The sequence below is a fragment of the Lysinibacillus sp. ZYM-1 genome (assembly GCF_001308875.1).
Lineage (GTDB): Bacteria > Bacillota > Bacilli > Bacillales_A > Planococcaceae > Lysinibacillus.
In genome coordinates, this window is sequence record NZ_KQ465149.1 from 1 (window position 1) to 24,796 (window position 24,796).

Here is a 24,796-nt window from a genome sequence, read left to right on the forward strand (position 1 = left end):
GATTGGTTGTGGTGACTTAATTCTACCAAGAAAAGGTTTTCCTTTTTCTATGTCTTCAGTTATTTACACAAAATATTTTATACTCTCTTAGTTTATCGACAGTGGAGACCCTACCAGCTTACTGATGAATATGTAACATCAACGTTTGAAGAATTAAGAGCTGTAACATTATTTTTTACTTTTATATATAACAGATTAAGTCAATCAATATAAAAGGGTCACTAGGGAAGAGTGACCCTAAGTAACAAATCAGGAGGTACTGTTAAACTAGTTTAGCTTAACACTACTATTTATATGCGGGGTTAACTTGATTTTTATAGTCTTTGGCCTTTATTATTGGTAATTTATTTTGAAATTAACTATATAATTATATAAAGGGGGATAAATTGTGCCACGTATATCTAAAAAAATAGGAATAATAAGTTGAGTTGTTACAATTTTATATTTTGTTATAGAACCGATTTTTATTATGACTTCACTTGAGCCTTATAATATTATGCAACAAGCTATGAGTGATTTAGGAGTGACATCATGTGGGAAGTATACATATTCAATTGCACCTCATGAAATTTGTTCCCCCTATCATTTTTGGATGAATGTATTGTTTATAGTAAATGGTTTAACATTTTCAGTTGGTGTGTTGTATCTTTCACAGTATCTAGAAAGAAACTTGATACAGACATTAGGAACAGTATTTATTCTTATTTTTGCTTTAGGGAATATTGTATCTGGTTTTATACCAGCGGATGTTCATTTATTTTGGCATTCTATATTATCGCAAATAGGCATGATTACTGCTTTATTTGGACTGTGGATTTACGCAAAATCATTAACTAAAGGAAAGCCATGGACTTATTTAAATTTATTTGTACTTATATTTTTACTGATCCTTATCGTTCTTTTGTTTTTCTTCCCTTTGCCAGCAGGTTTATTACAAAGACTTTTTTATGCTGTGATTTTCTTATGGGGTACTGTACTAACGATCCTATTAAGTTCATCAGAATAATACAACTACCACAAAGTGAAATAAGAATAAATCGAAATGAACCATTTATCTAAGATGAAAAAACGATGAAAAGTCACTCAAATTAAAACCTGAGTGACTTTTGTTGTCATTTATACTTTAAAAGCTTATTTTACTTAAAATCATTATGTAATATGATAATATGTGGCTATCTCTTTTAAATCAGACGCCTTAAAAGTAGCTAAATCAATCTTATCGAAGTCACTCTTTTTAAGCAGCACAGTCATAGCAGATCCAGGATTAATGTTACCATAAGCATCTTTAAAGTTAGCTTGCCAATTGATACGGATATCGCACATATCCTCTACATCTTTTAATACTTTAATTCATTCAACTGTATTTCGTTGAGCATAAGTTAGGGATTTCTTTTTTGTTATTGCATCGCCATTCATCATCTTTAAATAATAGATATCTCCCATACTTTCAACAGTGATATTTCGATCACTTCCATCAGTAGTAGTTTCGAATAGATCAGTAGCTATTTTATCCGCTCTTCAAGAGGGATGCTTTTATCATTGGCAATTGCCATATCGACAACAACCTCATTTTCCTTCACAGTTTCAACAGGAGCGGGTGTTTTAGTATCTTCCTTTGCTTTTTCTTCACTACATGTCGCTAATAACAAAGTTGACATTGCTCCTATGTATAATAATTTCTTCGAAGTAAAATTTCTTCCTAAAATGTAATACGCTACCTATTTTAGATGATGAATAGGTGATTGTACATACAACATTAATAGTTATCAATTTATCAAGTTAAACAATGCTTAAATTAATTTAAAGTAGATTAATTTTTAGTGCGTTTAAGGAGAGGTTGACATGGCAACAAAAACAGCCACCAAAATTGGTACCTCTAAAGCTGTATCAATAGAACTTTTTTGAAAAAAATTTTAAAACTATGATCGAAAATTGTTACCTAACTTTTTACCAAGACCGAAGTAATGTCGGAAATTGTAAATAAGTGGACTCCATTTATTTGGATCAATATGATTTTCTTCAATAATAATTTCCGTATGTGCATGTACGTGCACGGTTTGTGTCTCAACAATGGCAAAGTTAGGTGAATAATCTGGGATACGAATGTGTTTTACCTTTGCCTCAATTTGAATGGGACACTCCATAATCCGAGTAGGCGTTACTAATGTAGACTCAATAGGAGTGAGTCCACTAATATCATATTTCTCTTTTTTATAAGTATAACCAATCTGTTTTTTAAATTCTGGAATTGGATTTTTTCCTGTAAAAGGGGCTAACTGTTCAACATTCTCCCAAAGTGAGGGGTCCGGAACATTAATCACACATTCAGGATGTCGTTCTAAATTTTCAATTGCTTTTCCACCAAGACCAATACCTAATACAATATAGTCTCCTAATGCCCAAGAAGATGATAAAGGGCTAATATTTACTGTGCCATCCTCATTCAAAGTGCTTAGTAAAATTACAGGGAATCCATAATATAAAATTTTAGGATTTATAGTTTTTGTGTTTGGCATTTGCTTTATGATTTTCATTTTTAGTTCCTCCCACTAAATGTTCTTTCTTTCAAAATTCATTGTAAAATAAAAATATTTCGAAATGTATCGAAGTGTCGATTACATATTAATTACTCCATAAAGATTGTTGAGCAATTTTGAAGGTAATAACAACCAGCCGAGGTATACAAGAACAGATGAAGTGTGAGTGGGGTTAATGAAGATGAACACCCATTCTAATTAGTAGTGGTGATCTTGAAATGACTGAACAATTAGAAACGAGGGTTGATGGGGTACTGGCTACTAGAGAGAAAGGTAAAGGTTAGTTGGAAGTACTATAAAACGGGTCACACGGAGGAGAGTGACCCTTATAAAATATTGGTAGGTGTAAAGGATAAATTTGTTCGTATTTATTATCCTTTAAATTATGAGCATTAGAGTCTGCATAGCATCAGAGTCAGATTTGGTTATTATTAATATCTTGACATGAAGCTAGCGCCAACAATAATCAAAAGAATAAATAGTACTACAATTAAAGCAAATGATGATCTAGAGCCATAACCATTACTGTATTCTTCGGACATAATTATTACCTCCTTTCTATCATCTATTTTATGAATAGTTGTGAAAATGGAGTGCGATATTTATCTATTGAAAAGATTAAAATTTATAAGAGAAATAAATGTATGCTCTTTAAAGTTCAAAAGAAAGGGTAATAGACTTGGGATGGAAACAGTGACTATCATTATGGCTATTTAATTTTTATTCCTATATGTGAACAAAAAGATGATTAGAAATTAATACAAGAAAGCAGCTTCCTACAGAGCTACAAATAAGATTAATTCGTTAAGGCGATCTATAGTTTCAAAATACTCTTGATATGCCTATTGATCTAATGTTCATTTAACTCAACAAATTGAAATGTAAGGTTTGAGTGAATCAGAAAAAGATCAAGCTAATTAGTAATTTGCGTAGTGTGCTAGGAGAAATTGTTTATGAAAATTAAAATAATGGAGGGATAGTACGAGAGGGAATCCATGAGGTTGTTATCCCGAATTAAATATATACGTCACCAAGAAAAAGGTTATTTCAAATTTAAGCTATTTATATAAAAAAGGATCACTTTCTACATAGAAAGTGATCAAAATTAGATTAGAGCGCATCATTGACTTGGCAAAGTGTTTGATTCTTGAGAATTGATGTTTTAGAGAGCTCTTTCTATCATATGTATTAACATGCATATCAAGATAGGCTTCAGCGATGTATTAGGAAAATAATTATTTAAGGGTCACCCTGGTATAGTGGTGACCCTAAGTAACAAATCAGGAGGTAGTTAAACTAATTTAGCTTAACACTATTATTTATATGCTTAGATAATATGGGTTTTATAGTTAATTGCCTTTATGGAACACATTTCAATTCAAAAAGTTAGAAAATATTTAACTTAATAACTATTTAATTTTTAAAATTATCTTCCCTTTAGCTCTTCCTGATTCCGCATATTCCATCGCCTTTTGAGCATCTTCAAATGAAAAAGTTCTATCAATAACGGGTTTGATTTTACCAGATTCAATATAATCCGCAATAATACGTAATTGATCACCACTTGGCTTCATAAATAAAAACGAATATTGAGAGTTATGCTTCTTTTCAAGAGAAGTCAGTTTATGACTGGCTGCTGAAAATAACAATATTTTGAAAAATCCGGAATCATTTTCTTTAGCAAAACGGGCATTTGGCATGCCTGAAACAGACACAATTTTCCCTCCATTTTTAATAATCCCAAAAGATTTTTCAAGTGTCTCACCGCCAAGTGTATCAAAGACTGCATCATAATTTTCCAGTATCTCTTCAAATTTTTCCGCCTTGTAATTGATTACTTTATCTGCACCAAGAGATGTGACTAAGTTTGCACCAGCTTCACTAGCAGTCGTCGCCACTGTGGCACCCATTAATTTGGCCAGTTGAATAGCAAAGGTACCTACACCACCAGACCCTGCATGAATTAAAATCTTTTGTCCTTTTTGTAATTGCATGATGTCATGCAATGCCTGATATGAAGTTAATCCAACCAGTGGGATTGAGGCAGCTTCCTCAAAGCTCAAATTTTTAGGTTTTAAGGCTATGTCATCTCCATGAATTGAAATATATTCGGCAAAAGTACCGATCTTACTTTTACGTGGACGTGCATATATTTCATCTCCAACTTTAAAACGACTTACTTTTGTGCCGACTTTTACCACAACTCCAGAAAAATCATTTCCTAGAATTAGTGGCATTTCATATTTAATTAACAGTTTTACTTTCCCATCGCGTATTTTAAAATCAATAGGATTAATACTAGCAGCATGAATTTCTGCAAGTATTTCATATTCACCAATTTCAGGTGTAGGTATTTCTGCTAAACGCATTGGGGCTTTGCCATATCTATCTATAACCATCGCTTTCATTGTTTATTCCTCCAATTAATGTATGTTTATAGCTAGTAGTTTCAATAAAATTTCTTTAACAACGTCTCAATATCTGTGACAAGTGTTTTTAGTAAACCTAATTTTGTACGTATATCTATATAATAAAAGTTTTTTGTACCTTCTTTACGCATTAAAATAACGCCAGCATCTCGCAAAATTTTAAGGTGGTGTGATACTGCTGGTCTAGAAAGATGTGTTTGTTCCGTGATTTCACCAACACGTAAACCTGTTTGACAATCCGTTCCCATTAAAACCAACAAAATAGATTGGCGGGTTTCATCGCCAATTGCCAATAGTACTTTTTGACAATTCATAAAATCTTCTTTAATCGTATTCAGTTGCTCCTTCTTATTCTTCAATTAAATTCCTCCAATAGTTAGTTGAATAGTTTAAGTTATTGAACCGAGTTACTACATAAAACAATATATGAATGTTACATTCGGTGCAATATTGAGAAAGTAAATCAAGACAAATCATCCACATCACTAATAATGAGCAAAAAATCCGTTCCCTTAATTGGTAAAGGTATTTTTTATTGCATTGTTCTTATAGATAAATGACCTAGCTTAGAAAATTGGTTGGAATGGTATAGTTATATCTAGTTGCCATTACCAATATTTGTCTATATATTACTATTTGATGTATCAATAATTGTGAGAGTAAAATAGCTGACAGACTTAATACAAGTCAGATAAGCATGGCGTTGAATTGCTATGAACCTTGAAATGACAGGAAAGGTTTGTCCGAAGGCTGATGGGTTGTTAGGGAAGCAAAGTGGGTTAGTTAAAAGTTATGTTTAATCGGAAAATTGGGAGTAATTAAAAAAACGACGCCATCCGGCTAAGAATAAACGTCAAAAAACCTTAGCACATGAAATTGTCTAGTACGACTATATTTAGAGGCAGGAATAACATATTGAAACAAATGATAGAGTAGCCTAAGGGGCTACTTCTTTTTATTTTTATATTTTGGTATAATTAACTTAAATACAATAATATTACAAACAGGAGATTGAATATGATTTTTAAACTAGTACAAATTTGTTCAATATGTCTTGTTTTATCAGGATGTAGTATGCATTCATCTAAACAAGAAGAACAGCCGTCACATGAAGTTTCGAAAGTAGTTAATGAGGAGCCAGTAGTGTCGGATATCGCTCACAATAAAGTAGAATCAAAACAAGAACAAATTGAAATTACTCATGGACGTATGATTGATGCACAGATAGCTTCCTCTATTGGTGAAAGTAAATCGTACTTTGAAAACTATGGTGATTCGAAAGTGAAAATTTATATTTTAAATACTGGTACGGAAAGCTTTCAATACAGTATTAGAAATGTAAATGATAATAAGAAAATAGTGACCGGTGTATTGAATACGAATGAGACTTATGAAAATGTATTAAATGATTTACCAGAAGGCTCTTACATAATATCTTATGTAGTTGTAGAAGAAACTCCTCCGACTGATATAGCTTTAACTGTGAAGGTCGATTTAGTTGGTTATGAGTAAGTGTAACAGATGGAACAAAAGGAACAATTGTAAAACATGTAGCATGTTCCGATGATTAAACAATCAGTAGATAAAGGGGAAGATAAATCGTGGCTTGATAAGTTGGATCAAGGTATGATGACAAGTGGGGAATTTGAAGGTTTGAAGGTTATTATTTCACAGCGTTTTATAATATAAAGCCCAAAATAGACTAAACGTCTATTTTGGGCTTCTCAATCCTATTGATTTATTGGTTGAATAATAGCTATTAACTTATTTCATCCAAGTCGTCCTTGTGACTGACTTCAAGCCTTCAACTTCTTTAATAAAATCAAGGTATTTTCTTATCTCGATTTTTTTCTACTCCTTCCCAATACACTTGCCGATACTAAATCTAGTCATGTTTGCAAATGAGTACGTAGCATCGACTCAAATGACATTTGGTGTTACAATGGCTCTGCATAACATGACCTTATTTCCGTAGCTCCTCATAAGAGTGCAATCATAACAATGTGGGAAAAGCGATGTCATTACCTTCAATAATCGGCAGCTTTGCTATCTATCATGTATATTTAACTTATTTAATAAGTACCTCTGCCAAAACCGGGATAGAAGAAGAGGAGCCTTTTCTAGATACTGCAAGTGAAGCGGCTTTTGAGGCAACTTTAAGTGCAAATTTAATATCAGGATTCTGGGAAATCATGCTAAGGAAGTAACCCAAGAAAGTATCACCTGCTGCCGTTGTGTCTTTCACTTTGACTTGATAGGCTTCTTGCTTGTGTACTTGTACATTGTCTCTATATATGACGCCATTTGTACCTAAAGTCAACACAACCTTTAAATTCCTATAGTTTGATAGTAAGTGATCGAGTATTCTGTTAGGTGATTTTTCTCCACAAATTTCTCGTCCTTCGATCTCATTCAGTATCAGAAAATCAATTTTTGAAAAATCTAAATTCTTAACTGAATCACTTATTGGAGAAGGATTTAACGCAATGGTTAACCCCTTTTTATAAGCCGCATCGATTAGGTAATCTAGACAGTTTATTTCGTTTTGTAGAACTAGGAAATCATCAGCATTGAAGTTCTCTAATACTTTATCAATTTGTTCAACAGTTATTTCTTTATTCGCTCCACCATAGAGGAAAATGCAATTTTCACCTGTCGGAGTAACTTGAATAATGGCATGCCCTGTTATCAAACCGTCATCATATATTCCCTCAACTCTAATTCCTTCTAATGCTAATTGTTGTTTTAAAAACAGACCATCTTTGCCAATTTTACCTGCATGAAACACTTGAGCACCAGATTTTGCAAGGGCTATGGATTGGTTTAATCCTTTTCCACCTGGATATTCATCATAACTGACCGAAGATAACGTTTCTCCTTCTTTAACAAAGTGAGGAACTGTATAAACTTTATCAATATTTAATGATCCGAAATTTAAAAATTTCATCTAAACACCCCATAATGTTAACTTACCAATAATTCTAATAGACATTTCTTGAATAACTGATTGTCAATGGTCTTACAAACTTTTGCATTAGGAATGTGCCCTGCAAATCCATCAGAAATGGCAAGTTTACTACCGTCATTTACTATCACTTGACCATAGGCAGCAGCTTCTGTAGTACACACATAGCAGTAACATAACTTGTCTTCAAGAACGATTTCATCCCATAATACAACACCCATTGCCACGGCATCTGGTAAATCAACAATATGTTCATTACTTCTTTGTAAATTATATTCAAGCAAGGAACGGTTACATTTAACAGAGAACACAGCTTCTTCTTTACCACTTGATAGTAATACATCCATATCGTCTTTATTCAAAGCTGCTTCGCCTAAACATACATCAAATCCAATGATGGTAGTAGGTATGCCTGAGTTGAGCATAATACTATAAGCCTCTGCATCTACATACACATTAAATTCAGCAACAGGTGTAGTGTTTCCAGGGCCAAAGCCAGAAGTACCCATTGTGTAAATATGCTTTACTTTTTTCATTGTCTCAGGAGCTTTTAAAATAGCAAGAGCAATATTTGTAACAGGACCAATGGTGACAATTTCGATTTCATCAGGGTTATTTTCAATTATTTCAAGGATAGCATCTACGGCATGCTTGGTTTCTGGCAAAAGAGTAGGATTTATTAAATTACAATCTCCCATTCCGTCTTCACCATGAACATTAACAGCTGTAACTAAATCACGCATAAGTGGTTTGCCTGCTCCAACATAAAGAGGTGGCTTTTGACCATTAGCAACTTCGATAGTCATTAGTGCATTTTTTGTTGCCAATTCAACTGGGACATTGCCACAAACAGTTGTGATCGCTTCTACTTTAAGATTCGTAGATTTTAAAGACATAATTAACGCAACAGCATCATCACTGCCAGTATCTGTGTCAATAATTAATTTCCTCATAACAAGACCTCCAATACTTATTCGCCCTGATTATATAATTCAATCTATAATGAAAAAAAGGTCAAATGACCAAATGCGAAAAGAAGGTGAAAATATGGATTTTAAAGATATTGTGAATGATGCACCAACGCATATTAAGAAAGAATTTATTTATAGAAGACACAAGAAAGGTAGCCTTATTATTCACCCGCATGAACAAAATAATTATCTTTATATTCTAACTACAGGTAGGGCAGAAGTGTATAGACAAAGTTATGAGGGCGCCATGCTTTCCCTATATATTTATGATTCATATAGTTGTTTTGGGGAAATAGAAATTTTTAATGAAAAAATTAAAACACTCGGTGTTATTGCAAAACAAAATTGTGAAACGATAGCTATCCATAAAACAAAGGTTTATGAATGGATGAAAATCGATTTTAATTTTAATTTTTACATAATTAAACAACTTGCCTCAAAATTAACTTTAAGTTCAGATACTACAGCAAAATTATCATTGCTAACAGTTAAAGATCGTATCTTATTAAGTATACATAATCATTATAAAATCGGTGATTTAGATAACCTTACAAAGCAAATTTTATCAAGTGAGGTCTGTGCACCAATTAGAAGCTTAAATCGTTCAATAGCTCAGTGCATAAATGAGGGCGTTATAAGTTATAAAGATAAAAAATTCTCTATAAAATCAATTGAAGAAATTGAAAAATACCTTAAAGATTTTTTATTAAGATAAAATTGTGGATTAAATTTGTTTTCAGCTATCTCAAGAAAGGTTCACTAGTAGGAAGAAAAATACAATCAGGTTCGTATGAGAGAGATGGGCAAAGAAAATCTATTTTACGAACAATGTTGTAAACATCATCCAATTCTTAGAGCAGAAAAACGGCAGAGGAAGCTCACAGGGGGCATCCAACTAGGAATCTAGTACAAATACGCAACCAGTCAAGTTATACGAGCACAGATGAAGATCCCTTTGCAAATCGTAAGGGGCCAATTGAGGTGAATCATGACGATTTGCCTTTCTAAAGTGCAAAGGAGGCCTATGATCCTATTAAGAAATGTAGAGGATGTAAGGTTTATAGGGAACACGCAGCATTGAGAAAGAGCTGGGACAGATTAGTAATTTGTGTAGGGGGAATGAGTGAAGATTTGAAAGATAGTGTTCGGTAAAATTAATGACCTTTTTTGGGTTTTACAAAGTATGAAATGAATATAACAAAAACGCCCAAAGAAATGTATATTAGGCAACAGATTCATTTGGAATAGATGAATTATATTCGAAGGTACCTGATACTCTGCTCCATCCGCGTGAAAATAAAAAGGTGCCTAAAAAAAATAGGATCCATCCAATTATAGACATTGATTTCATTGCATAACAACTCTTACAAGAATAACGTAATTGGGTATATTTAGAAATACGAATTGATTCAATTAATGCAAATGCACAAAATTAGTAATAGAAAAAGCTGGAGCGTTTGCAGACGCTACAGCTTCAATACGAATCTATTTGAACTTTTGTGGTTTAGCAACTTTAATTGAAGCTACTTCTCCACATTCCTTACAAAAGCGAAAAATAAATGGAGATCCTACAGTAAATGTTGGTCCGATAGGTTTAACGTTACCATAAAATGGTTATAATAGAAACTATAGGATTGAATTAACTCGATTGAATGAAATATAGATTATAATCTACATATTTATTTTACGTAAATAAAAATATACTTATTTGGAGTGAGATTTTATGAAATTTACGAATTTTGTAACAGCGTCTGTTTTAACACTAGCTTTAGTAGGAACTAACCTGATACCTGCAATGGCAGAAGAAAAAGAATCTGTACAACAAGAAATGGTTTTAAATCAAGGTGCTGATGATCAGGCTCAGTATTATGATAATGACGAGCATATTACTCCGGTGGCTAATTACTCAAACGTACAATTGGTACAAGGAACATTTACCTTTAAATACCATGTTGGTTTAAGTAACAAAGATGTACGATATCATGTAAAAAATAGTGGGAGTAACAGCTTTTCATGGAAAATTATTGATCCAAAAGGGGGTACTTGGTCTAATGGATCTTCAAAACCAGGTGAATCAGGAACTTGGACAGCTTTTTGGGACTTAGACTCCATTCCTGTAGGGGAATATACATTTATAGTAACCTCACATAATGGTGGACCAGGAGCGTTTGATTTTTCTGCTAGAGTATTAGACTAAATTACTGCAGTTAATGTAAAGAAAAAGGAAAGCCCAGGAACTCCAAATCCACAAGGAGCAGACATATAAAATTTGTGTAGCAAGGTTATGCTCTGTAACTTCATTTAATATTTTAAATGATTTTCAAATTTTAAAAAATATTTAAGGAAATTTATCTTACTATATTTGGGGTTTACAGATACAAGTAGAATGTTAGAAATCCTGTTGTAGTTTATTGCCTTCGGGAAAATAAAAAGCTATAACGGCGAGGTCGTTATAGCTCCAAGTAGTGTGTGTGATAAAATTCATGACAACTTTATTATTTCTAAATTAACTTCAAATTATACCCCTTAACATCTAAAAAGGACCACCTTCTGTTTAGAAAGTGATCAAGACTTTTTCTCAAGAAAATTAGGAGTAACCAATACTGTGGAAAGTACTAGATTCTTGAGAAAAAGTTTAACAAAAATTCGATAAGTTCTTTTTATTATATGTATCAATACGCAGACGAAGTTAGGCGTTAAAAAAAGCTACAGCGAGTGAAATCTCTGTAGCTCTTCTTTAAGTAGTTCGCCACTACACAATATAATTTAACCAATTTCTTTTTAGTTATACATTAAAAAAGCCGCTGAGGATTTGCATGCTACAGCTTAGATTGGTATATGGAATGCAAAAAAACCGGCAGTAAAAAGGTTGCCGGTAAGGGATAAATATTTACCTTATTTTGAATTGTTTTCGTTTGCAAATCGACCAGAAGCAAATTTTTTGTTAGCTTCTGCTTGTTGGATTTGCTGTCTGATTTGATCAACATCAGTCTCATTCCCGAATTCTTGATTCATTGAGTTCATTGAACCAGAAGCTTGTTTTTTCTTTGCTTCAGCTTGTTGGATTTGTTGTTTAATTTGATTAACATCAGTTTCATTTCCAAATTCTACGTTCATTGCATTTGGTGTTTTTGAGTTGAAATTTTGATTGTTGTTTGCCATTGAAAATCACCTCCTGCAATTAGTTTGTACAGAAGGTGAGTTAGTATCCGTCTTTTTAGTCCAAATTATATTTAATGGAGAGTTTCATTTTTATTATTGAAAAATCATAAGGGTCACTTGGAATAGAAGTGACCCTATCAATAAGAAGAGGTTTGGTTAGACTAGTTTAGCTTAACACTACTATTTATATGATGAGTTCGCTTGGGTTTTATAGTGTATTGCCTTTAAAAGTAAAAAAGTCATGGCGGTCAACTAGCGCCATAGCTAAAGTGCGTGCGAGTACACTTATGCTTAATGTGTACAAGTAAAGGTTTCTTATACATGAAGTTATGTATTTTGGGATAGCGTAGCTCAGTAATCGTGGGACGATATTAGAAGCAATATTGCTATCCAAAAAATATATTATGTTAGGGGATTTTTAACATTAACCTTGTTAAATATAAGAAATTAATTAATAATATTACAAAAAACCCCAGTTTGAAACTGGGGGACGGTTTGCCAGATAAATAAAATTATTTTTCAGGATAATCTACATGTAATGGCGGTGGAACTAACCAACCTTTAGTCTTATTAAGACGTAACAGTTTAGCTCCAATTTGAGCTTTTGCCATATGGAATTGCCCATACATTAAAGCGATATCTTCACGAGTGGAAGTACCCATTGCTTGGCTACACGCCACTAATCCAGCACCCATGTCAGCAGTAAGTGCAGCGCTTATTTCAGGGTCATTAAACTTAGCGCCAGGAGGAATATCTTCCATTCTTGCTACAGGTCGTTCAGGAGAAGCAGGGGGTAAAGCAATACCATTCGTTTTTAGAATTTTTTCTAATTGCTTTACTTCATCCCTACAAAGTTCGATGATATCTTCAATAATTTTTTTTAGATCTTCATCACCAGCGTGATTATAAAATGTTTGATAACCAGAAATCATACCATAGTCTGCAATTAAGCTTGACCAAACTGCAAATACTTCACCGTAATGTAACGGTTCATCTTTTGGATTTCCACCAAGAATACCCATACTAACACATCCTTTTCTTATTTGTAGATAAAGCAAGGTTAGTATGGGTGAAATAATAATTACCATTCACTTTTTAACAAAATATATTTAAGGATCGAAGTATGGAGATAAAAAATAAAAAAGACCACGTTTTTTTCGGAAAGTGATCAAGATAATGATGAAATATTAAGAGCGACTAATACCTAGGAGTTTGATGTTAGGCATTGAACATTTTAAAAACAAAAAAGCCACAGCGAGTGATATCTCTGCAGCTCCTTTAAGTAGTGGAACACTACGCAACATTATATTGGCTGTTTATTGAGTATTTATACTTCTAATTATCATTGGTAAAGCTCTAAGGTATAGTTCACCCCATTAAGGATACGTTAACGTTATTGGAGGTGATTGATTTGAAAAAAGAAAAAAAGAATGAAATTGAACAAGAAGAAATTGCTATTGAATTTACTCCTGAAGAGTTAGAAGTAAAAGAAGAAAAAGAACAGAAGAAGGAACAACAGCAAAAAGAAAAAAAGTAAAGACATAATGCCATGACCTATGGGTTGTGGCAATTTCATAAATAAGAATTCAAGATAAACTAATATTAAAGGTAAGGAAGAAGAGGGTTAGATGGACAAGAATTTGAATTATGGTGAAGATTATAAATTTATTCCGGCAACTTCTGTTGGAAGTGGTGTTGGTGTAGAAGTTGCACCTGATTTATATCAATATACTATTCAAATTGTGAATATTGTACTTTATGGTGACCCAAAAACTGAAGAGTTTGTGCTTATTGACGCAGGTATGCCAAAAAGTGCTGAGGAGATAATTTCAGTCGTTGAAGAACGTTTTGGTCCGAATGCTCGGCCAAAAGCTATAATTCTAACTCATGGTCATTTTGATCATGTAGGAGGAATTATTGAATTAATAGAGAAATGGAATGTTCCTGTCTATGCGCATACTTTGGAAATCCCCTATTTAACTGGACAACAAAACTACCCAGAACCTGATCCATCGGTAAGTGGTGGTCTAGTTGCGAAAATGTCACCTATATTTCCAAATGAAGCAATTAGTTTAGGGGAGAACATCAAGGCAATCCCTTCAAATGGAAGTATTCCATTTATGCCAGGGTTTCGCTGGATCCATACTCCAGGGCATTCGCCAGGACATATTTCTTTATTCCGTGAAAAAGATCGAGTACTTATTGCTGGTGATGCATTTGTTACTGTCAAACAAGAATCTCTTTATAAAGTTTTTACACAAACAAAAGAAATCAGTGGTCCACCTAGATATTTAACAACGAATTGGCAAGATGCTCGAGAATCAGTCGAAAAATTAGAAGCTTTAAAACCTACCATTGCTATTACGGGTCATGGTTTACCAATGACAGGTGAAGAATTGACAAAGAATCTTAAGAAACTTGTAGATAACTTTGACCAAATCGCACTACCTAAACAAGGTAAGTATCTAAATTAACTTTTAAAAAAAGCCGCAGCGTCGTCACACGCTACGGCTCGAATTGGTTTATGCCCTTTTAGGCTAGTCAGTACATGCATTATAACACAACCTAGGGGAGCAAGCCTAAGTTAAAAGAGAAAACACAATTAAATCGCTACCAGCTAGACAATGAATAAGTAGTACCATGGCAACATGTGCAAGTACATGAGAATGAAGGACGAACTTGTTTCATTAACAACTGCTGCATCTACAACAAAGTAAGGTATTGAGGCAACAAGGACAAAAGCTGTATTAACAACATAAAAGTTGAACTACTAATGAGCGCTCAAATGAATATGATTATCTTGTTCTCTAAATGAAAAAAAATTAAAACAGACCACCCAGAAAAAAGTGGTCCAATACATATTTTTAGAAAATTTTCTTTTGATTTCTATCATCTTTTAAAATTTCTACAGCCTCTCTAAAACGCTGAGAATGGACAACCTCTCGCTCACGTAAAAACTTTAAGCTATCATTTAAATCCGTATCATCTGACAAATCGATAATCCATTGATATGTGGCACGTGCCTTTTCTTCTGCAGCAATATCTTCGTACAGATCAGCAATTGGATCTCCTTTAGCCTGTATATAGGTTGCTGTAAAAGGTACCCCTGAAGCATTCTCATAAAATAATGCTTTATCATGATTCACATAATGGTCTCCAAGACCAGCTTCTTTTAACATTTCTGGAGTAGCATCTTTGGTTAGTTTATAAATCATTGTGGCAATCATTTCTAAATGTGAAAATTCCTCTGTTGCTATATCCGTTAATAACCCAACTACTTTGTCTGGAATAGTATAGCGTTGATTCATATATCGAAGAGCTGCAGCTAACTCCCCATCAGCACCACCATATTGCTCAACTAAATACCTTGCGAGCATTGGATTACATGTACTAACCTTAACCGGGTATTGAAGCTTCTTTTCGTAATACCACAAAAATTATTCCTCCTATACTCAAATTTTAGACCTGCCATGGCCAAGGTGTATCGACCCAATTAAAAGGATAGTCCGAATAACTTCTTCCAAAATTCATTAGTGGACCAAATTTTTGCTCAAAATTAACTTTAAGCTTCATACTTTTTTCAGTGTTTTCGTTAAATTGCTGAATTGCATCATAATCATTGGGATGGGTATCCAAATATAGGTTTAATTCAACAATGACAAAATCAATGGCTTGTATTTCTTCAAGTAGGGTATAAAATTCAGGTGGCATCTTTTTACTCACTCTTCATCCCTCCTTTAGGGGGAGGGTAGGGACTAAATAATTGAGGCCATAAAGTGCCAGCCCGAAGTGCTTCTTGTGGGGTTGGAAATTGTGGTAATCCAGGTGGTTGAAAGCCCATATACAATTGTGGGGGTGTAGCATAAACTTTAACTTTTATAGGTGGGCATGGATCGAATGGGCTAATATAAGGTTTCCAATACTTATATTGCGTAAACATTGTATCCTCCCTTCTGTAATCAACTACATCAGTGGAGTATATGAAAACCGAAATTGTTTTATTCTGATATAAATTTAGTCGATATATTTATATTAGTAACTGTGGCTCATTCGATATATGAAAAATAAATATAAAAATAAAAAACGCTCTAAATAGGTGCAACTTGTATTAAAGGGGTTTACTTAGACGAGTTAGGCCCAGAACGAGGAAGAATTGACGATGAAGTAATGGGCGAGTGCGGCATATTGTGCGAAATCGTTTATGCCAGTGCAATTGTGTAATTACTGCACAATATAAAGAAAAGAAAAAGCCGCAGCGTTTGCAGACGCTACAGCTCGAATTGGTTTATGCCTTTGATGGCTTGTCAGATAAATCATTATATCACAACTTAGGAGGGCAAACCTATGTTAAAAGAAAGAACACTATCGATTACACCAGATGCTTTAGATTTAATGATTACAGACTACCATTGGATGGTTAACGCCATCAAATAAATGCGATCAGAAATGGTTATAGGGGCAAAACGGGACAGTATGGAATCGAAAATACACTACTCGAGGCGGTAGGTAGTGTAGGTGATCCAATTATGCAGGAGGCTATTAGACGGTCTAAAAACATAAAACGTGTTGCAAAGTATGAGAGAAAGCTATTGAATGTACAAATGCATGTTGAACGAGTTACTGGCGACAGAGAGGTTCAAGTACTGAATTGGATGTTAGACGGCAAATCACAACGCTGGATAGGTCAACACATGGCATTCTCAGCAAACAGTATTAAACGGATTAAGGATAAGATGAGGGGGTTTCGTGCCTCATTGAAAGATATTGTAGAGGAGAGTGAAGCGATGGAAACCGTTAAACCCTGGTCATTTACGAAGGATTACGAAGCAAATGAAATTGTCAGTAATACAATTGTGGATAGCAAAAGAATTCAATGACGAGCATGTGAAAAAGAAATTAATAGTATGGCTAGTTGGTTCGATTTAGCCAAATATATGAAAAATAAATAGGCATTTGAAAGAAATGCTACAGCACACATGCAAGAAAGCTTGCACAAGGTGCCGTAGCATGGATAATAGGAGAACCGCGTTTAGATAAAGCATTGAGAGCACGTTGTTACATCATCTAGTTATAAACAAACTTTCATTTTTAAAATTATCTACTGTCTTGCTTTACTTCTTCAATAAATGCCCTGAAGTTTTCAGCGATTTCTTTTGAGTGGGTATGGTGTAAATAATGTGTTCCTTCAAATGTCATCACTTTTCCATATACAGAATCTTTTACTTGCTCTTCATGTAGTGTTGACCATCCTTCAATGGCTGCACTATTCGGTTGTAAAAAGAAAATAACAGGCAAATTTTTTGGGAATGTTAAATTTTCAGCTGCTTTAAAATTAGGAGATCTATTTTCTATTTCACTCACAATGGTTGGATTTCTAAAGTTTTTGTAAGAAAGAATTCTCATTTGTTCTTTTGTTTCATCATCAACTGGTAGTGCAGCATATGGGTCAGCACTTAGTTTCATTATCAATCTGCCTAAACCCGATTCTTTGAGTAGTGTAATTACTGAAGAAGGTATCGGAGATTCAACAACCTTATCACCATACTGCCTTGGAACACTGCTATCGATCCCGACAAATGCACTCACTTCGTTTTCATATTTGTTCACATAATCTAGTGCGTAAATGCCCGAAATGGAGTGACCCATTAGAATATAGCGGTCAATTTTAAGAATCTGTAAAGCTTCGTGGATTTCACTTACAATATTTTCTGTGCTCCGTTCTTTTTCGGTTATATCACTTAATCCATAACCAAAAGGCTCAATCACTACAACTTTGTAAAATGGCGATAACTCTTCTACTAGCGGCTTAAAATCAAGTGCTGGTGTTCCTGTTCCCAAACCTGGTAGTAACACGACTGTTTCTGCGCCCTGTCCTTGAATCAAAACATTCATATTTTTCCCATCTACTGTTACAGACTGACCATAAGGTTTTATTCTTCCTGCTTCTGATTTACTACTGATCTTATCAACGACAAAAACAATGGCTATAAAAACGACGATTACTATAACTATTGCTGCTAAAATTTTAAGTAAAATGGTAAGCAATTTTTTCATCTTATTAGCAGGTTTTTTGCCTGTTGTTGTGTCTAAGTCCATTTTCTTCACCTCTCGCATTTTCACTCACTTCTTCTCCTATTGTTTGGGGCTACCTTTAAGAGCCCTAAGGAAAGCCTAAACGATGAAGATGTACTCACAGTGACGACTATATGAACGAAGTATGAACAAGTGAAAGATATTATGTTTATTTTTTAGTGAAAATTAACAAAATCAAAACGATGCAAATTGTTAGCAAGGTAGAAAGGGGTGTGACGTGGTTAGAACCAAGACTATGTTGTAAAGTTCAATATTTAGAAAAACAGCTGCAGGTTCTTTAAGGATTTTACGTTTAAAGGTTTCGATCTTGATAAAATTTCAGAAGCAATATACTAATAACCAGGCTCTCAAATGAGTATCTGGTTTTTTAATTTCTACAAATTAATACATGTCAAAACCACTGTACAGCAATTAAATAGTCAATATCAAAAAAATGTAACCAGATATCATATACTACGGATTCTGGTTTTTTGTAAATTTCTTTATATGTAATTGGTAGTACAGATATGTATCATATGTATCCCACAGCATCATTATTGTATTTTAAACCATTTTAATAATCTGAAGTTTTCTAAGGATGTTCATCTGATATATTGATAATTTATCAAAGTTAAATTGGATGTATTTACAAATAATAATTTATATTAACAGAAAAAAACGTAACAAACACTTGTCCTTACTATAGTTCTTATAAAACATATTATAGAAAGAACACATTAAAAGGAGGTGATTTTATGAAGAAATGTAAATGCAAGGGGTATAAATGTATGTGCCATTACAGGGAGAAAGAGTATGAAGAATATGAAGGGTATGGTTATCATACAGAGAATACTTTATTAGATATTATGGTACAACTTCAAAAACTCCATCAACAGCAAGAACAGTTACAAGCACAAATTCAAGCTCAGGCCCAAATTCAAGCGCAAATTCAAGCACAAATTCAGGCACAAGCTCAAGTTCAGGCTCAGCTTCAAGCACAAATTCAAGCGCAGCTTCAAGCTCAAGTTCAAGGGCAGGCTCAAACTGATACCGATACAATATCAAATGTTGGAAACCCTAAAGTATTCGTGATTAACGTCCCGGCTGCATAAATATAGTTTGACAATGGAAAAATGGCCATCTATAGAAATTCATCAGATAGATGGCTGTTTCTTATATGGACCTATATACCTTTCACTAAACAAAAAAATAAAGTAATTAAACATCTATTGCAATTATTACATGGTGAGCATAATATAAGTGTATAGTTATATACTAATGTAATCACCTCCAATAGCCAAGAGGCGATTTTATTTTAAAACATATATAAGTAATTGGTTATGGAGGAGTGCAGATAAATGGAAAACACACTAATTGAAAAAAATTAAAAGCAGCAGCAGATTTAAATCGGATTAAATTACTTGCATGTATGAAAAATGGGGAGGTATGCGTATGTGATTTTGTAGATGTTCTAGAAATATCACAACCAGCAGTGAGTCAACATCTACGAAAATTAAAGGAGGCAGGCATTATTACAGAACGAAAAGTAGGGACTTGGAAACATTACCGTTTAGTAGAGGATCAAACGCCACTGATGAAGGGAATTTTAGAACAAATTCAACCTATAAACGGGTGCAACTGCAGTACAGATTGTTGCCATGTAGGGGAAACTGATAATGAGTAATGAATTTTTAACCAAACAGCTTTCATTTCTAGATCGTTATCTCACCCTTTGGATATTTGTTGCTATGGGAATAGGTGTTGTATTAAGTATCACCATGCCTAATGTTGGTGAAGCGTTAGAGTCCATGTCTATTGCACTCCTTGTACAGTAGTCCGCATTAATCCATAGGACACTAACTTATCGATTAGCTCTCTTTGAAGAGTCATTTTCGTTAATTTTTGTAGTTTATAGTGCCCGATCAGAGGTTTAATATGATTGTTTGTAGGACTCTTGATAATGAATATAGGTACCTGGTCGCCAAACCTTCTTTTTCATCTCAAACCAAATTTCCATCCATTGTGCTACAGTAATATTTGCTTTTTCACCAAACCTTAAAATTGTATTTTCGGATGTAGGACATAGTATCCAGAAACCTATGAATATATTGATTATCTTGAAAAAGAGCTAGGACCTATTACAAGTATTAATCCTGACTTTACACAGCAAATCCCTCGAAAACGCGAAGTAGTAGACACTAAATGGCGTAAAGAAGGAGTATTAGAAAGGAGTTGGATGGTGGAAATAATTGAGGAAGCAAGTAGCAAAGATGGATAACAATAGCTACATTTGTGCTAAAACAGCTATGTATGGCATTGAGGCAACATTACCAAGAGCGAGTGGACGACAATATTTAGGGTCAGAAACAACATATTGAAACAAATGATAAAGTAGCCGAGAGGTTACTTCTGTTTAGTTAATTCCAAAAGTATTGTTTCTTCAACTAACGAAGCAGTTTTGAAGAAGATATAAACGGAAAAAAATCCCTTCAGATAGTTTGAAGGGACTCTCCTATACAATTCGTGTATAACTCTAAATCCAAAATGATTATTTGTATTTTTTGGCTAGAGATTCGCTGCCAATTGCTCCAATGATAGTCATAAAAAACGGTCCAATTTGAAATAACAGAGAATCCTTTAAGAACACAATATTTAAATCAAATAACTTATTTCCTATTACAATGAATATCTTAGCTAGTATGATTAAAAAACCAATTATTAGAAGAATATCAAAAAACATTTTCCATCTTGGATAGACTAATTTTTGGCTATCTTTGATGAGTTTCTCTTTCAAAGAATTATCCTCCTTTACTAATTCATCAAGCGTAATATCAAATATGTCACTTAACTTAATTAACAATTCAATACTAGGGTAACTTTCTCCACGTTCCCATTTGGAGATAGATTGTCTACTAATATTAAGTTTTTCTCCAAGCTGTTGTTGTGACATATTATGCTTTTGACGTTCTTCTTTTATTTTCGAAGAAAAATACATATGATCAACTCCTATCCACAGTATATTTATTTGCACTAAAAAACTAAAGAACCGCATCGTTGCAAGGGTGTAAACTATTAGTTTCCCCTTAGAAACAGCTTTTATTTTTGTATATAGTCCTTTATTTGCATATAAATTATTACAAAAATAGGTACTTAGTGGAGTTTCTATGTGCTGACAGTTTAGTCAGTATCTTATATTAACCGAATCGGTTGTTGAGTGCAAAATGTAAAAAAAGTAAAATTAAAGGGAGTTCATTGCGCAAGCGAATTGGACTCCCTTTAATTATTGATTTCGACATTTTATATGATTTAGCAAGTTAATAGCAAGGTAAATAACAAACCTATTAGCGAACAACTGCTGACCAACAGCAATGTTCAAATGTATAGTATGATAGTAATGTGATAATTTGAAATTATTAAGAAAGGGATGATTATGATGAAGAAACTTTCCTATAGTGGCTTAAAATATGGAGAAAGTGATATGGAAATAAAATTATTGGTGGATATACAAAATGATTGGTTAGAGATAACACATACCAAGGAAGTCTCTCAAGTAATGAACAAGACAACAGGTGAATATATCGTAGTAAATCGAAACACCTTGAAATTTGAGGTTGTTTCATAACGCGAACAAAATATGAAACAAATTAAGTCAAAAGGTCAGAGGAATTAAAAAGTGACAATCTTCTTTTTCAACTTTCTTGTGTTTTGAATGAAATAGTAAATGCAACGTTTGAAGCAAAAGGAACAAATGTAAAACATGTGGCATGTTTTGTGAAAGAAAAAATATGATGTAAACTCGGAGGAAGGGCGGTGCGGCAAGGTAAGGCTTTCCTCCCTTGGTATTTTTAAAAACCTAAATATTAGGGAAAGACAGACCGACGACCGACCAGCGCCTCATAAACATGTTCGAGGCAAGTCATACACGGCCGGCCCATATTTTTTAAGAGATCAGGTATCTTTTCCGTTAATACTTATTCGATTGTCATTGTTTTAAAAAGAGAATACAAGGAAAATTAATCATCCAGAAAAAGATGCTCTATTGAGTGTCTTTTTTGACATGCTTATCATGCCGCTGAGGATGATAAGGAATTCAATAACGGAACTTTGACAAGTGGCGATTTTGAAGGTTTGAAAATTATTATCAATCAACGTAATAATAAATAATAGAAAGAACATTTGTTGTGGTATTTGCATAATATAAGAGCATGTTTGTAAGAAGAGGAGGTATGTATATGGTAATGCCCTCACCTAATCAAAGAATTTCTCCCCAACACGCAATGCAGATAGCCGTGCAAAGAGTACCTGGCCAAATTATACACTATGGTATGGATATGGAAAACGGAACTTTAATATATGAAATATTCATTTTAACTGCTCATAATAAGATTTATGAAGTAGAAGTAAATGCAAAGACAGGTGTAATTCGAAAAATTGAAGAAGAGAATGACTATGATTAATTTAAAACGAGCCCAGGTACTCAAATGAGTACCTGGGCTTTTGTAATTACTACAAGTTATTGAGGATAGGGATTCGTTAGGTGTTAAGGGTTTGATTGTCTAGCTTTATCTTTCAAACTGATATATAAGGATCCATTTGTTTGAACCTGAGCAAAATAGACATCTTCAACAGATTGTATATTTTGCTTTTTTAACTTTTTCATTAGCCATTCTTCTGTTAATTCAAGTTCTACCAGGTTTTCGGATATTAGTTGACCATCTGAAATTACTTCTGTCGGGAGGTAAGTGGGAGGTGATAAATCCGCTTTAACATCCTGTTTCGTAGCAACTTGTTCAGAAGTCTTTTGCATAACACTGAGTTTACCATCAGTCTCAAGTATTGCATATTGTACATCCTGTACAGAGAAAATAGCTTGTTCGCGTAACATCATTGTAAATTCATCCATATGGAGACGATTTTTCTTTAAGGCAGATTCTAAAATAAGTCCATTCTGTACAACTATAGTAGGCTTATCATCTATGAGGACACGAGCTTTTTTAGATTTAATAGTAATAATAGTCATTATATATGTTAAAACCGCCCACCAAATAAGGGCAATGAGTGCATCTAAAAAATGTGTTTGGGCTTGAGATGCAATTTGAGCAGCGATAGAACCAAGTGTAATACCTGTTGTATAGTGAAAAAAGGTGAGTTGGCTAAGTTGTTTTTTTCCGAGGATTCGAGTCAAAATAAGTAGCACAAAAAAAGAAATTAAAACTCTCAGTAACATTTCCCAAAACTGCGTGTGGATAAAGTCTCCCATATATAAATCCTCCCTTACATAGGTGTCGAAAAATAGCATGTGCAAAAAAATTCATGGGTATACGACAACCACTCATAAAGTATAGTCCAGATTTTTAACAACAAAAGGGAATCTATTATATTTTAATGCAAAAAAAAAGCCACTAAAATAAGTGGTTCAACGACTGATATTTTACAAATTTAAAATGGGATGGTAATCGCTATGAACTTTGGGGACGGAAGAATAAGGGGATAATTTACGTCATTCATAGCGATTCCCCCTTACAAACGTTAGTCTTTACTAAGAAAGCTTAATCTAAACATTTAATTATTTAAGGAAGACATAATAATCTGAAAAATGTGTGGTATACAACAAGATTGATTTCCTATACTAAACCTTTCCAAAATCTTTAGGAAGGAGGAACTCATTAATGAGGTACTATCAAATATTTTGTCTATTTGTTTAATCTAATTTTTTTTGTAATATAAAATCGTATAGGTAAAAATGATCTGGATAATAATAAAAAGATAAAAAAAGTAATGAGGTGAATATATGAAGAAAATAGTCTTAGGCACTTTTACAGCAGTACTTTCTACAGGGTTATTATTTGGATGTGGAACAGCTAATGATGAACAGGAGCCTGATCCAACTGAAGAACCTTCTGAACAACAAGATGGTCAAAATCAGAATGATAACGAAAATGAACACAAAGAAGATAATCATTAGTTAAGATTTTGCATTTTTAAATTATACACATTTACAAGTCCCAACCACCACGGAGTGGTCGTAAGACCCTTCAAATGTAGAGTTTGGATTCAAACCACAAGAAAAATCTGCTTTTCGTCAAATCGCTAAACAGATTGTAACTAATGTAGAACGACATACTATATGATTAGAACCGATGTTACATTGTAAGGTTCCATACCTTGAAGAAACTCAAACTGGTATGCTCAGGATAACATCTTTTAAAAAATTTAGTTTGGATAAAATTCCAGAAGAAAGTATTTTTTGACCAAGATAGCTTAATTGAACTGCACCCCGTCAAGTAGACAGTGGAAATAATAAAAAATGTATTAAGCGGCTTGAGACCGAATTCTAAAGGACTCAAGCCAAATAATCGTTTCTGGTAGCGATAATGATTATAAAAATGAATATAGTCATCAATCGCTTGTTTTAACTCTCCATATGAATCGTACTTATGTAAATAATACTTCTCACACTTCAGTGTGCCCCAAAATGATTCAATTGGTCCGTTATCAATACATCGACCAACATGCGACATACTTTGCTTCATATTGGCTGTGTCCATGATTCGCTTAAATTCCTTCGATGTATATTGAAAACCTCGGTCACTATGTATTAACGGCTGCTCGCCTGATTGTAATGATTGAATAGCTGATTTTATTGTTTTGAAAACAGGG

At 33.6% G+C, this 24,796-nt stretch carries 31 protein-coding genes and 2 pseudogenes; 15 read left to right on the forward strand and 18 right to left on the reverse strand.

Going from position 1 to position 24,796, the window contains the following annotated elements:
* Positions 1-436 precede the first annotated feature (436 nt).
* Complete coding sequence (locus tag AO843_RS21700; RefSeq protein ID WP_255350395.1) at positions 437-1,006, forward strand: DUF998 domain-containing protein; 570 nt, start codon at positions 437-439, stop codon at positions 1,004-1,006.
* A gap of 143 nt (positions 1,007-1,149) precedes the next feature.
* On the opposite strand, the gene AO843_RS24660 is transcribed toward AO843_RS21700, so the two are convergent.
* The 6 genes from AO843_RS24660 to AO843_RS21715 all read right to left on the reverse strand — a co-directional run bounded on the left by AO843_RS24660 (position 1,150) and on the right by AO843_RS21715 (position 5,280).
* Positions 1,150-1,323, reverse strand: a complete 174-nt coding sequence (locus AO843_RS24660; RefSeq protein WP_156314006.1) for a hypothetical protein — start codon at positions 1,321-1,323, stop codon at positions 1,150-1,152.
* Between the two features lie 179 nt (positions 1,324-1,502).
* Entirely contained in the window at positions 1,503-1,658 is a 156-nt protein-coding gene (locus AO843_RS24665) for a hypothetical protein (RefSeq protein WP_156314007.1), read from the reverse strand.
* A 261-nt stretch (positions 1,659-1,919) separates the two neighbouring features.
* Positions 1,920-2,534: a flavin reductase family protein gene (locus tag AO843_RS21705; protein ID WP_054613156.1), complete on the reverse strand. Its 615-nt coding sequence runs from the start codon at positions 2,532-2,534 to the stop codon at positions 1,920-1,922.
* 434 nt (positions 2,535-2,968) lie between these two features.
* A complete protein-coding gene (locus tag AO843_RS24285; protein ID WP_082389562.1) occupies positions 2,969-3,079 on the reverse strand; it encodes a YjcZ family sporulation protein in 111 nt (36 codons plus the stop codon).
* A gap of 867 nt (positions 3,080-3,946) precedes the next feature.
* Positions 3,947-4,945 (reverse strand): NADP-dependent oxidoreductase, encoded by a 999-nt coding sequence (locus AO843_RS21710; protein WP_054613157.1) that lies wholly within the window; start codon positions 4,943-4,945, stop codon positions 3,947-3,949.
* 41 nt (positions 4,946-4,986) lie between these two features.
* On the reverse strand, positions 4,987-5,280 hold the full coding sequence (locus tag AO843_RS21715) for an ArsR/SmtB family transcription factor (RefSeq protein WP_054613172.1): 294 nt from the start codon (positions 5,278-5,280) through the stop codon (positions 4,987-4,989).
* A gap of 703 nt (positions 5,281-5,983) precedes the next feature.
* On the opposite strand from AO843_RS21715, the gene AO843_RS21720 reads away from it, so the two are divergent.
* Together AO843_RS21720 and AO843_RS25445 are read left to right on the forward strand one after the other, a co-directional pair.
* Positions 5,984-6,478: a hypothetical protein gene (locus AO843_RS21720; RefSeq protein WP_054613158.1), complete on the forward strand. Its 495-nt coding sequence runs from the start codon at positions 5,984-5,986 to the stop codon at positions 6,476-6,478.
* Between the two features lie 51 nt (positions 6,479-6,529).
* Positions 6,530-6,655, forward strand: coding sequence for a hypothetical protein (locus AO843_RS25445; RefSeq protein WP_255350392.1), 126 nt, complete (start codon positions 6,530-6,532; stop codon positions 6,653-6,655).
* A gap of 379 nt (positions 6,656-7,034) precedes the next feature.
* Here AO843_RS25445 and AO843_RS21725 read toward each other — a convergent pair whose 3' ends face one another.
* Positions 7,035-7,913 (reverse strand): ribokinase, encoded by an 879-nt coding sequence (locus AO843_RS21725; RefSeq protein ID WP_054613159.1) that lies wholly within the window; start codon positions 7,911-7,913, stop codon positions 7,035-7,037.
* A gap of 17 nt (positions 7,914-7,930) precedes the next feature.
* Positions 7,931-8,884, reverse strand: coding sequence for a nucleoside hydrolase (locus AO843_RS21730; RefSeq protein WP_054613160.1), 954 nt, complete (start codon positions 8,882-8,884; stop codon positions 7,931-7,933).
* Positions 8,885-8,978: 94 nt separating this feature from the next.
* On the opposite strand from AO843_RS21730, the gene AO843_RS21735 reads away from it, so the two are divergent.
* Both AO843_RS21735 and AO843_RS21740 read left to right on the forward strand, forming a co-directional pair.
* A complete protein-coding gene (locus AO843_RS21735) occupies positions 8,979-9,617 on the forward strand; it encodes a Crp/Fnr family transcriptional regulator (protein WP_054613161.1) in 639 nt (212 codons plus the stop codon).
* Between the two features lie 1,008 nt (positions 9,618-10,625).
* Positions 10,626-11,099, forward strand: coding sequence for a hypothetical protein (locus AO843_RS21740; RefSeq protein WP_054613162.1), 474 nt, complete (start codon positions 10,626-10,628; stop codon positions 11,097-11,099).
* 698 nt (positions 11,100-11,797) lie between these two features.
* Here AO843_RS21740 and AO843_RS21745 read toward each other — a convergent pair.
* Together AO843_RS21745 and AO843_RS21750 are read right to left on the reverse strand one after the other, a co-directional pair.
* Complete coding sequence (locus tag AO843_RS21745) at positions 11,798-12,064, reverse strand: gamma-type small acid-soluble spore protein (RefSeq protein ID WP_054613163.1); 267 nt, start codon at positions 12,062-12,064, stop codon at positions 11,798-11,800.
* Positions 12,065-12,576: 512 nt separating this feature from the next.
* Complete coding sequence (locus tag AO843_RS21750; protein ID WP_054613164.1) at positions 12,577-13,086, reverse strand: DUF3231 family protein; 510 nt, start codon at positions 13,084-13,086, stop codon at positions 12,577-12,579.
* Between the two features lie 389 nt (positions 13,087-13,475).
* Here AO843_RS21750 and AO843_RS25450 point away from each other — a divergent pair, with 389 nt between their 5' ends.
* On the forward strand, positions 13,476-13,601 hold the full coding sequence (locus AO843_RS25450) for a hypothetical protein (protein WP_255350393.1): 126 nt from the start codon (positions 13,476-13,478) through the stop codon (positions 13,599-13,601).
* A gap of 91 nt (positions 13,602-13,692) precedes the next feature.
* On the forward strand, positions 13,693-14,538 hold the full coding sequence (locus AO843_RS21755; RefSeq protein WP_054613165.1) for an MBL fold metallo-hydrolase: 846 nt from the start codon (positions 13,693-13,695) through the stop codon (positions 14,536-14,538).
* 390 nt (positions 14,539-14,928) lie between these two features.
* On the opposite strand, the gene AO843_RS21760 is transcribed toward AO843_RS21755, so the two are convergent.
* From AO843_RS21760 to AO843_RS21770, 3 genes are read right to left on the reverse strand one after another with little or no spacing between them, the layout of a single operon-like run.
* Positions 14,929-15,498, reverse strand: coding sequence for a manganese catalase family protein (locus AO843_RS21760; RefSeq protein ID WP_054613166.1), 570 nt, complete (start codon positions 15,496-15,498; stop codon positions 14,929-14,931).
* A gap of 25 nt (positions 15,499-15,523) precedes the next feature.
* Positions 15,524-15,787: a spore coat protein CotJB gene (locus AO843_RS21765; protein WP_082389563.1), complete on the reverse strand. Its 264-nt coding sequence runs from the start codon at positions 15,785-15,787 to the stop codon at positions 15,524-15,526.
* Positions 15,780-16,004, reverse strand: coding sequence for a spore coat associated protein CotJA (locus AO843_RS21770; protein WP_054613167.1), 225 nt, complete (start codon positions 16,002-16,004; stop codon positions 15,780-15,782). The genes AO843_RS21765 and AO843_RS21770 overlap by 8 nt, the downstream gene beginning before the upstream one ends.
* Before the next feature lie 586 nt (positions 16,005-16,590).
* Between AO843_RS21770 and AO843_RS25255 the strand changes: the two genes are divergently transcribed.
* On the forward strand, positions 16,591-16,941 hold the full coding sequence (locus AO843_RS25255) for a hypothetical protein (protein ID WP_231630225.1): 351 nt from the start codon (positions 16,591-16,593) through the stop codon (positions 16,939-16,941).
* A gap of 217 nt (positions 16,942-17,158) precedes the next feature.
* Here AO843_RS25255 and AO843_RS21780 read toward each other — a convergent pair whose 3' ends face one another.
* Positions 17,159-18,178, reverse strand: a complete 1,020-nt coding sequence (locus AO843_RS21780; RefSeq protein WP_156314011.1) for an alpha/beta fold hydrolase — start codon at positions 18,176-18,178, stop codon at positions 17,159-17,161.
* A gap of 713 nt (positions 18,179-18,891) precedes the next feature.
* Between AO843_RS21780 and AO843_RS21785 the strand changes: the two genes are divergently transcribed.
* The 3 genes and pseudogenes from AO843_RS21785 to AO843_RS24670 form a co-directional block, all read left to right on the forward strand.
* Complete coding sequence (locus AO843_RS21785; RefSeq protein ID WP_054613168.1) at positions 18,892-19,248, forward strand: hypothetical protein; 357 nt, start codon at positions 18,892-18,894, stop codon at positions 19,246-19,248.
* A gap of 317 nt (positions 19,249-19,565) precedes the next feature.
* Entirely contained in the window at positions 19,566-19,820 is a 255-nt protein-coding gene (locus AO843_RS21790; RefSeq protein ID WP_156314009.1) for an ArsR/SmtB family transcription factor, read from the forward strand.
* Positions 19,813-19,953, forward strand: a pseudogene (locus AO843_RS24670) (arsenical-resistance protein); the annotation flags it as partial. The gene AO843_RS21790 and the pseudogene AO843_RS24670, both read left to right, overlap by 8 nt.
* On the opposite strand, the gene AO843_RS25640 reads toward AO843_RS24670, so the two are convergent.
* Complete coding sequence (locus tag AO843_RS25640) at positions 19,949-20,104, reverse strand: tyrosine-type recombinase/integrase (RefSeq protein ID WP_156314012.1); 156 nt, start codon at positions 20,102-20,104, stop codon at positions 19,949-19,951. The pseudogene AO843_RS24670 and the gene AO843_RS25640 overlap by 5 nt on opposite strands.
* Positions 20,105-20,385: 281 nt before the next feature.
* Here AO843_RS25640 and AO843_RS25455 point away from each other — a divergent pair, with 281 nt between their 5' ends.
* Positions 20,386-20,514, forward strand: a complete 129-nt coding sequence (locus AO843_RS25455) for a hypothetical protein (RefSeq protein WP_255350394.1) — start codon at positions 20,386-20,388, stop codon at positions 20,512-20,514.
* A 170-nt stretch (positions 20,515-20,684) separates the two neighbouring features.
* Here the strand turns inward: AO843_RS25455 and AO843_RS21795 are convergent, their stop codons facing one another.
* Positions 20,685-21,131 (reverse strand): helix-turn-helix domain-containing protein, encoded by a 447-nt coding sequence (locus tag AO843_RS21795; protein WP_054613169.1) that lies wholly within the window; start codon positions 21,129-21,131, stop codon positions 20,685-20,687.
* A 438-nt stretch (positions 21,132-21,569) separates the two neighbouring features.
* On the opposite strand from AO843_RS21795, the gene AO843_RS21800 reads away from it, so the two are divergent.
* On the forward strand, positions 21,570-21,758 hold the full coding sequence (locus tag AO843_RS21800) for a hypothetical protein (protein WP_054613170.1): 189 nt from the start codon (positions 21,570-21,572) through the stop codon (positions 21,756-21,758).
* 610 nt (positions 21,759-22,368) lie between these two features.
* Positions 22,369-22,593, forward strand: coding sequence for a PepSY domain-containing protein (locus tag AO843_RS21805; protein WP_230584789.1), 225 nt, complete (start codon positions 22,369-22,371; stop codon positions 22,591-22,593).
* An 83-nt stretch (positions 22,594-22,676) separates the two neighbouring features.
* Here the strand turns inward: AO843_RS21805 and AO843_RS21810 are convergent, their stop codons facing one another.
* Positions 22,677-23,396 (reverse strand): YetF domain-containing protein, encoded by a 720-nt coding sequence (locus tag AO843_RS21810; RefSeq protein WP_082389564.1) that lies wholly within the window; start codon positions 23,394-23,396, stop codon positions 22,677-22,679.
* A gap of 531 nt (positions 23,397-23,927) precedes the next feature.
* On the opposite strand from AO843_RS21810, the gene AO843_RS24955 reads away from it, so the two are divergent.
* Positions 23,928-24,101 carry a hypothetical protein gene (locus tag AO843_RS24955; RefSeq protein WP_197278982.1) on the forward strand — a complete coding sequence of 58 codons (174 nt, stop codon included), beginning with the start codon at positions 23,928-23,930 and terminating at the stop codon, positions 24,099-24,101.
* 347 nt (positions 24,102-24,448) lie between these two features.
* Here the strand turns inward: AO843_RS24955 and AO843_RS25260 are convergent.
* Positions 24,449-24,796 (reverse strand): annotated as a pseudogene (locus tag AO843_RS25260) (transposase); the annotation flags it as partial.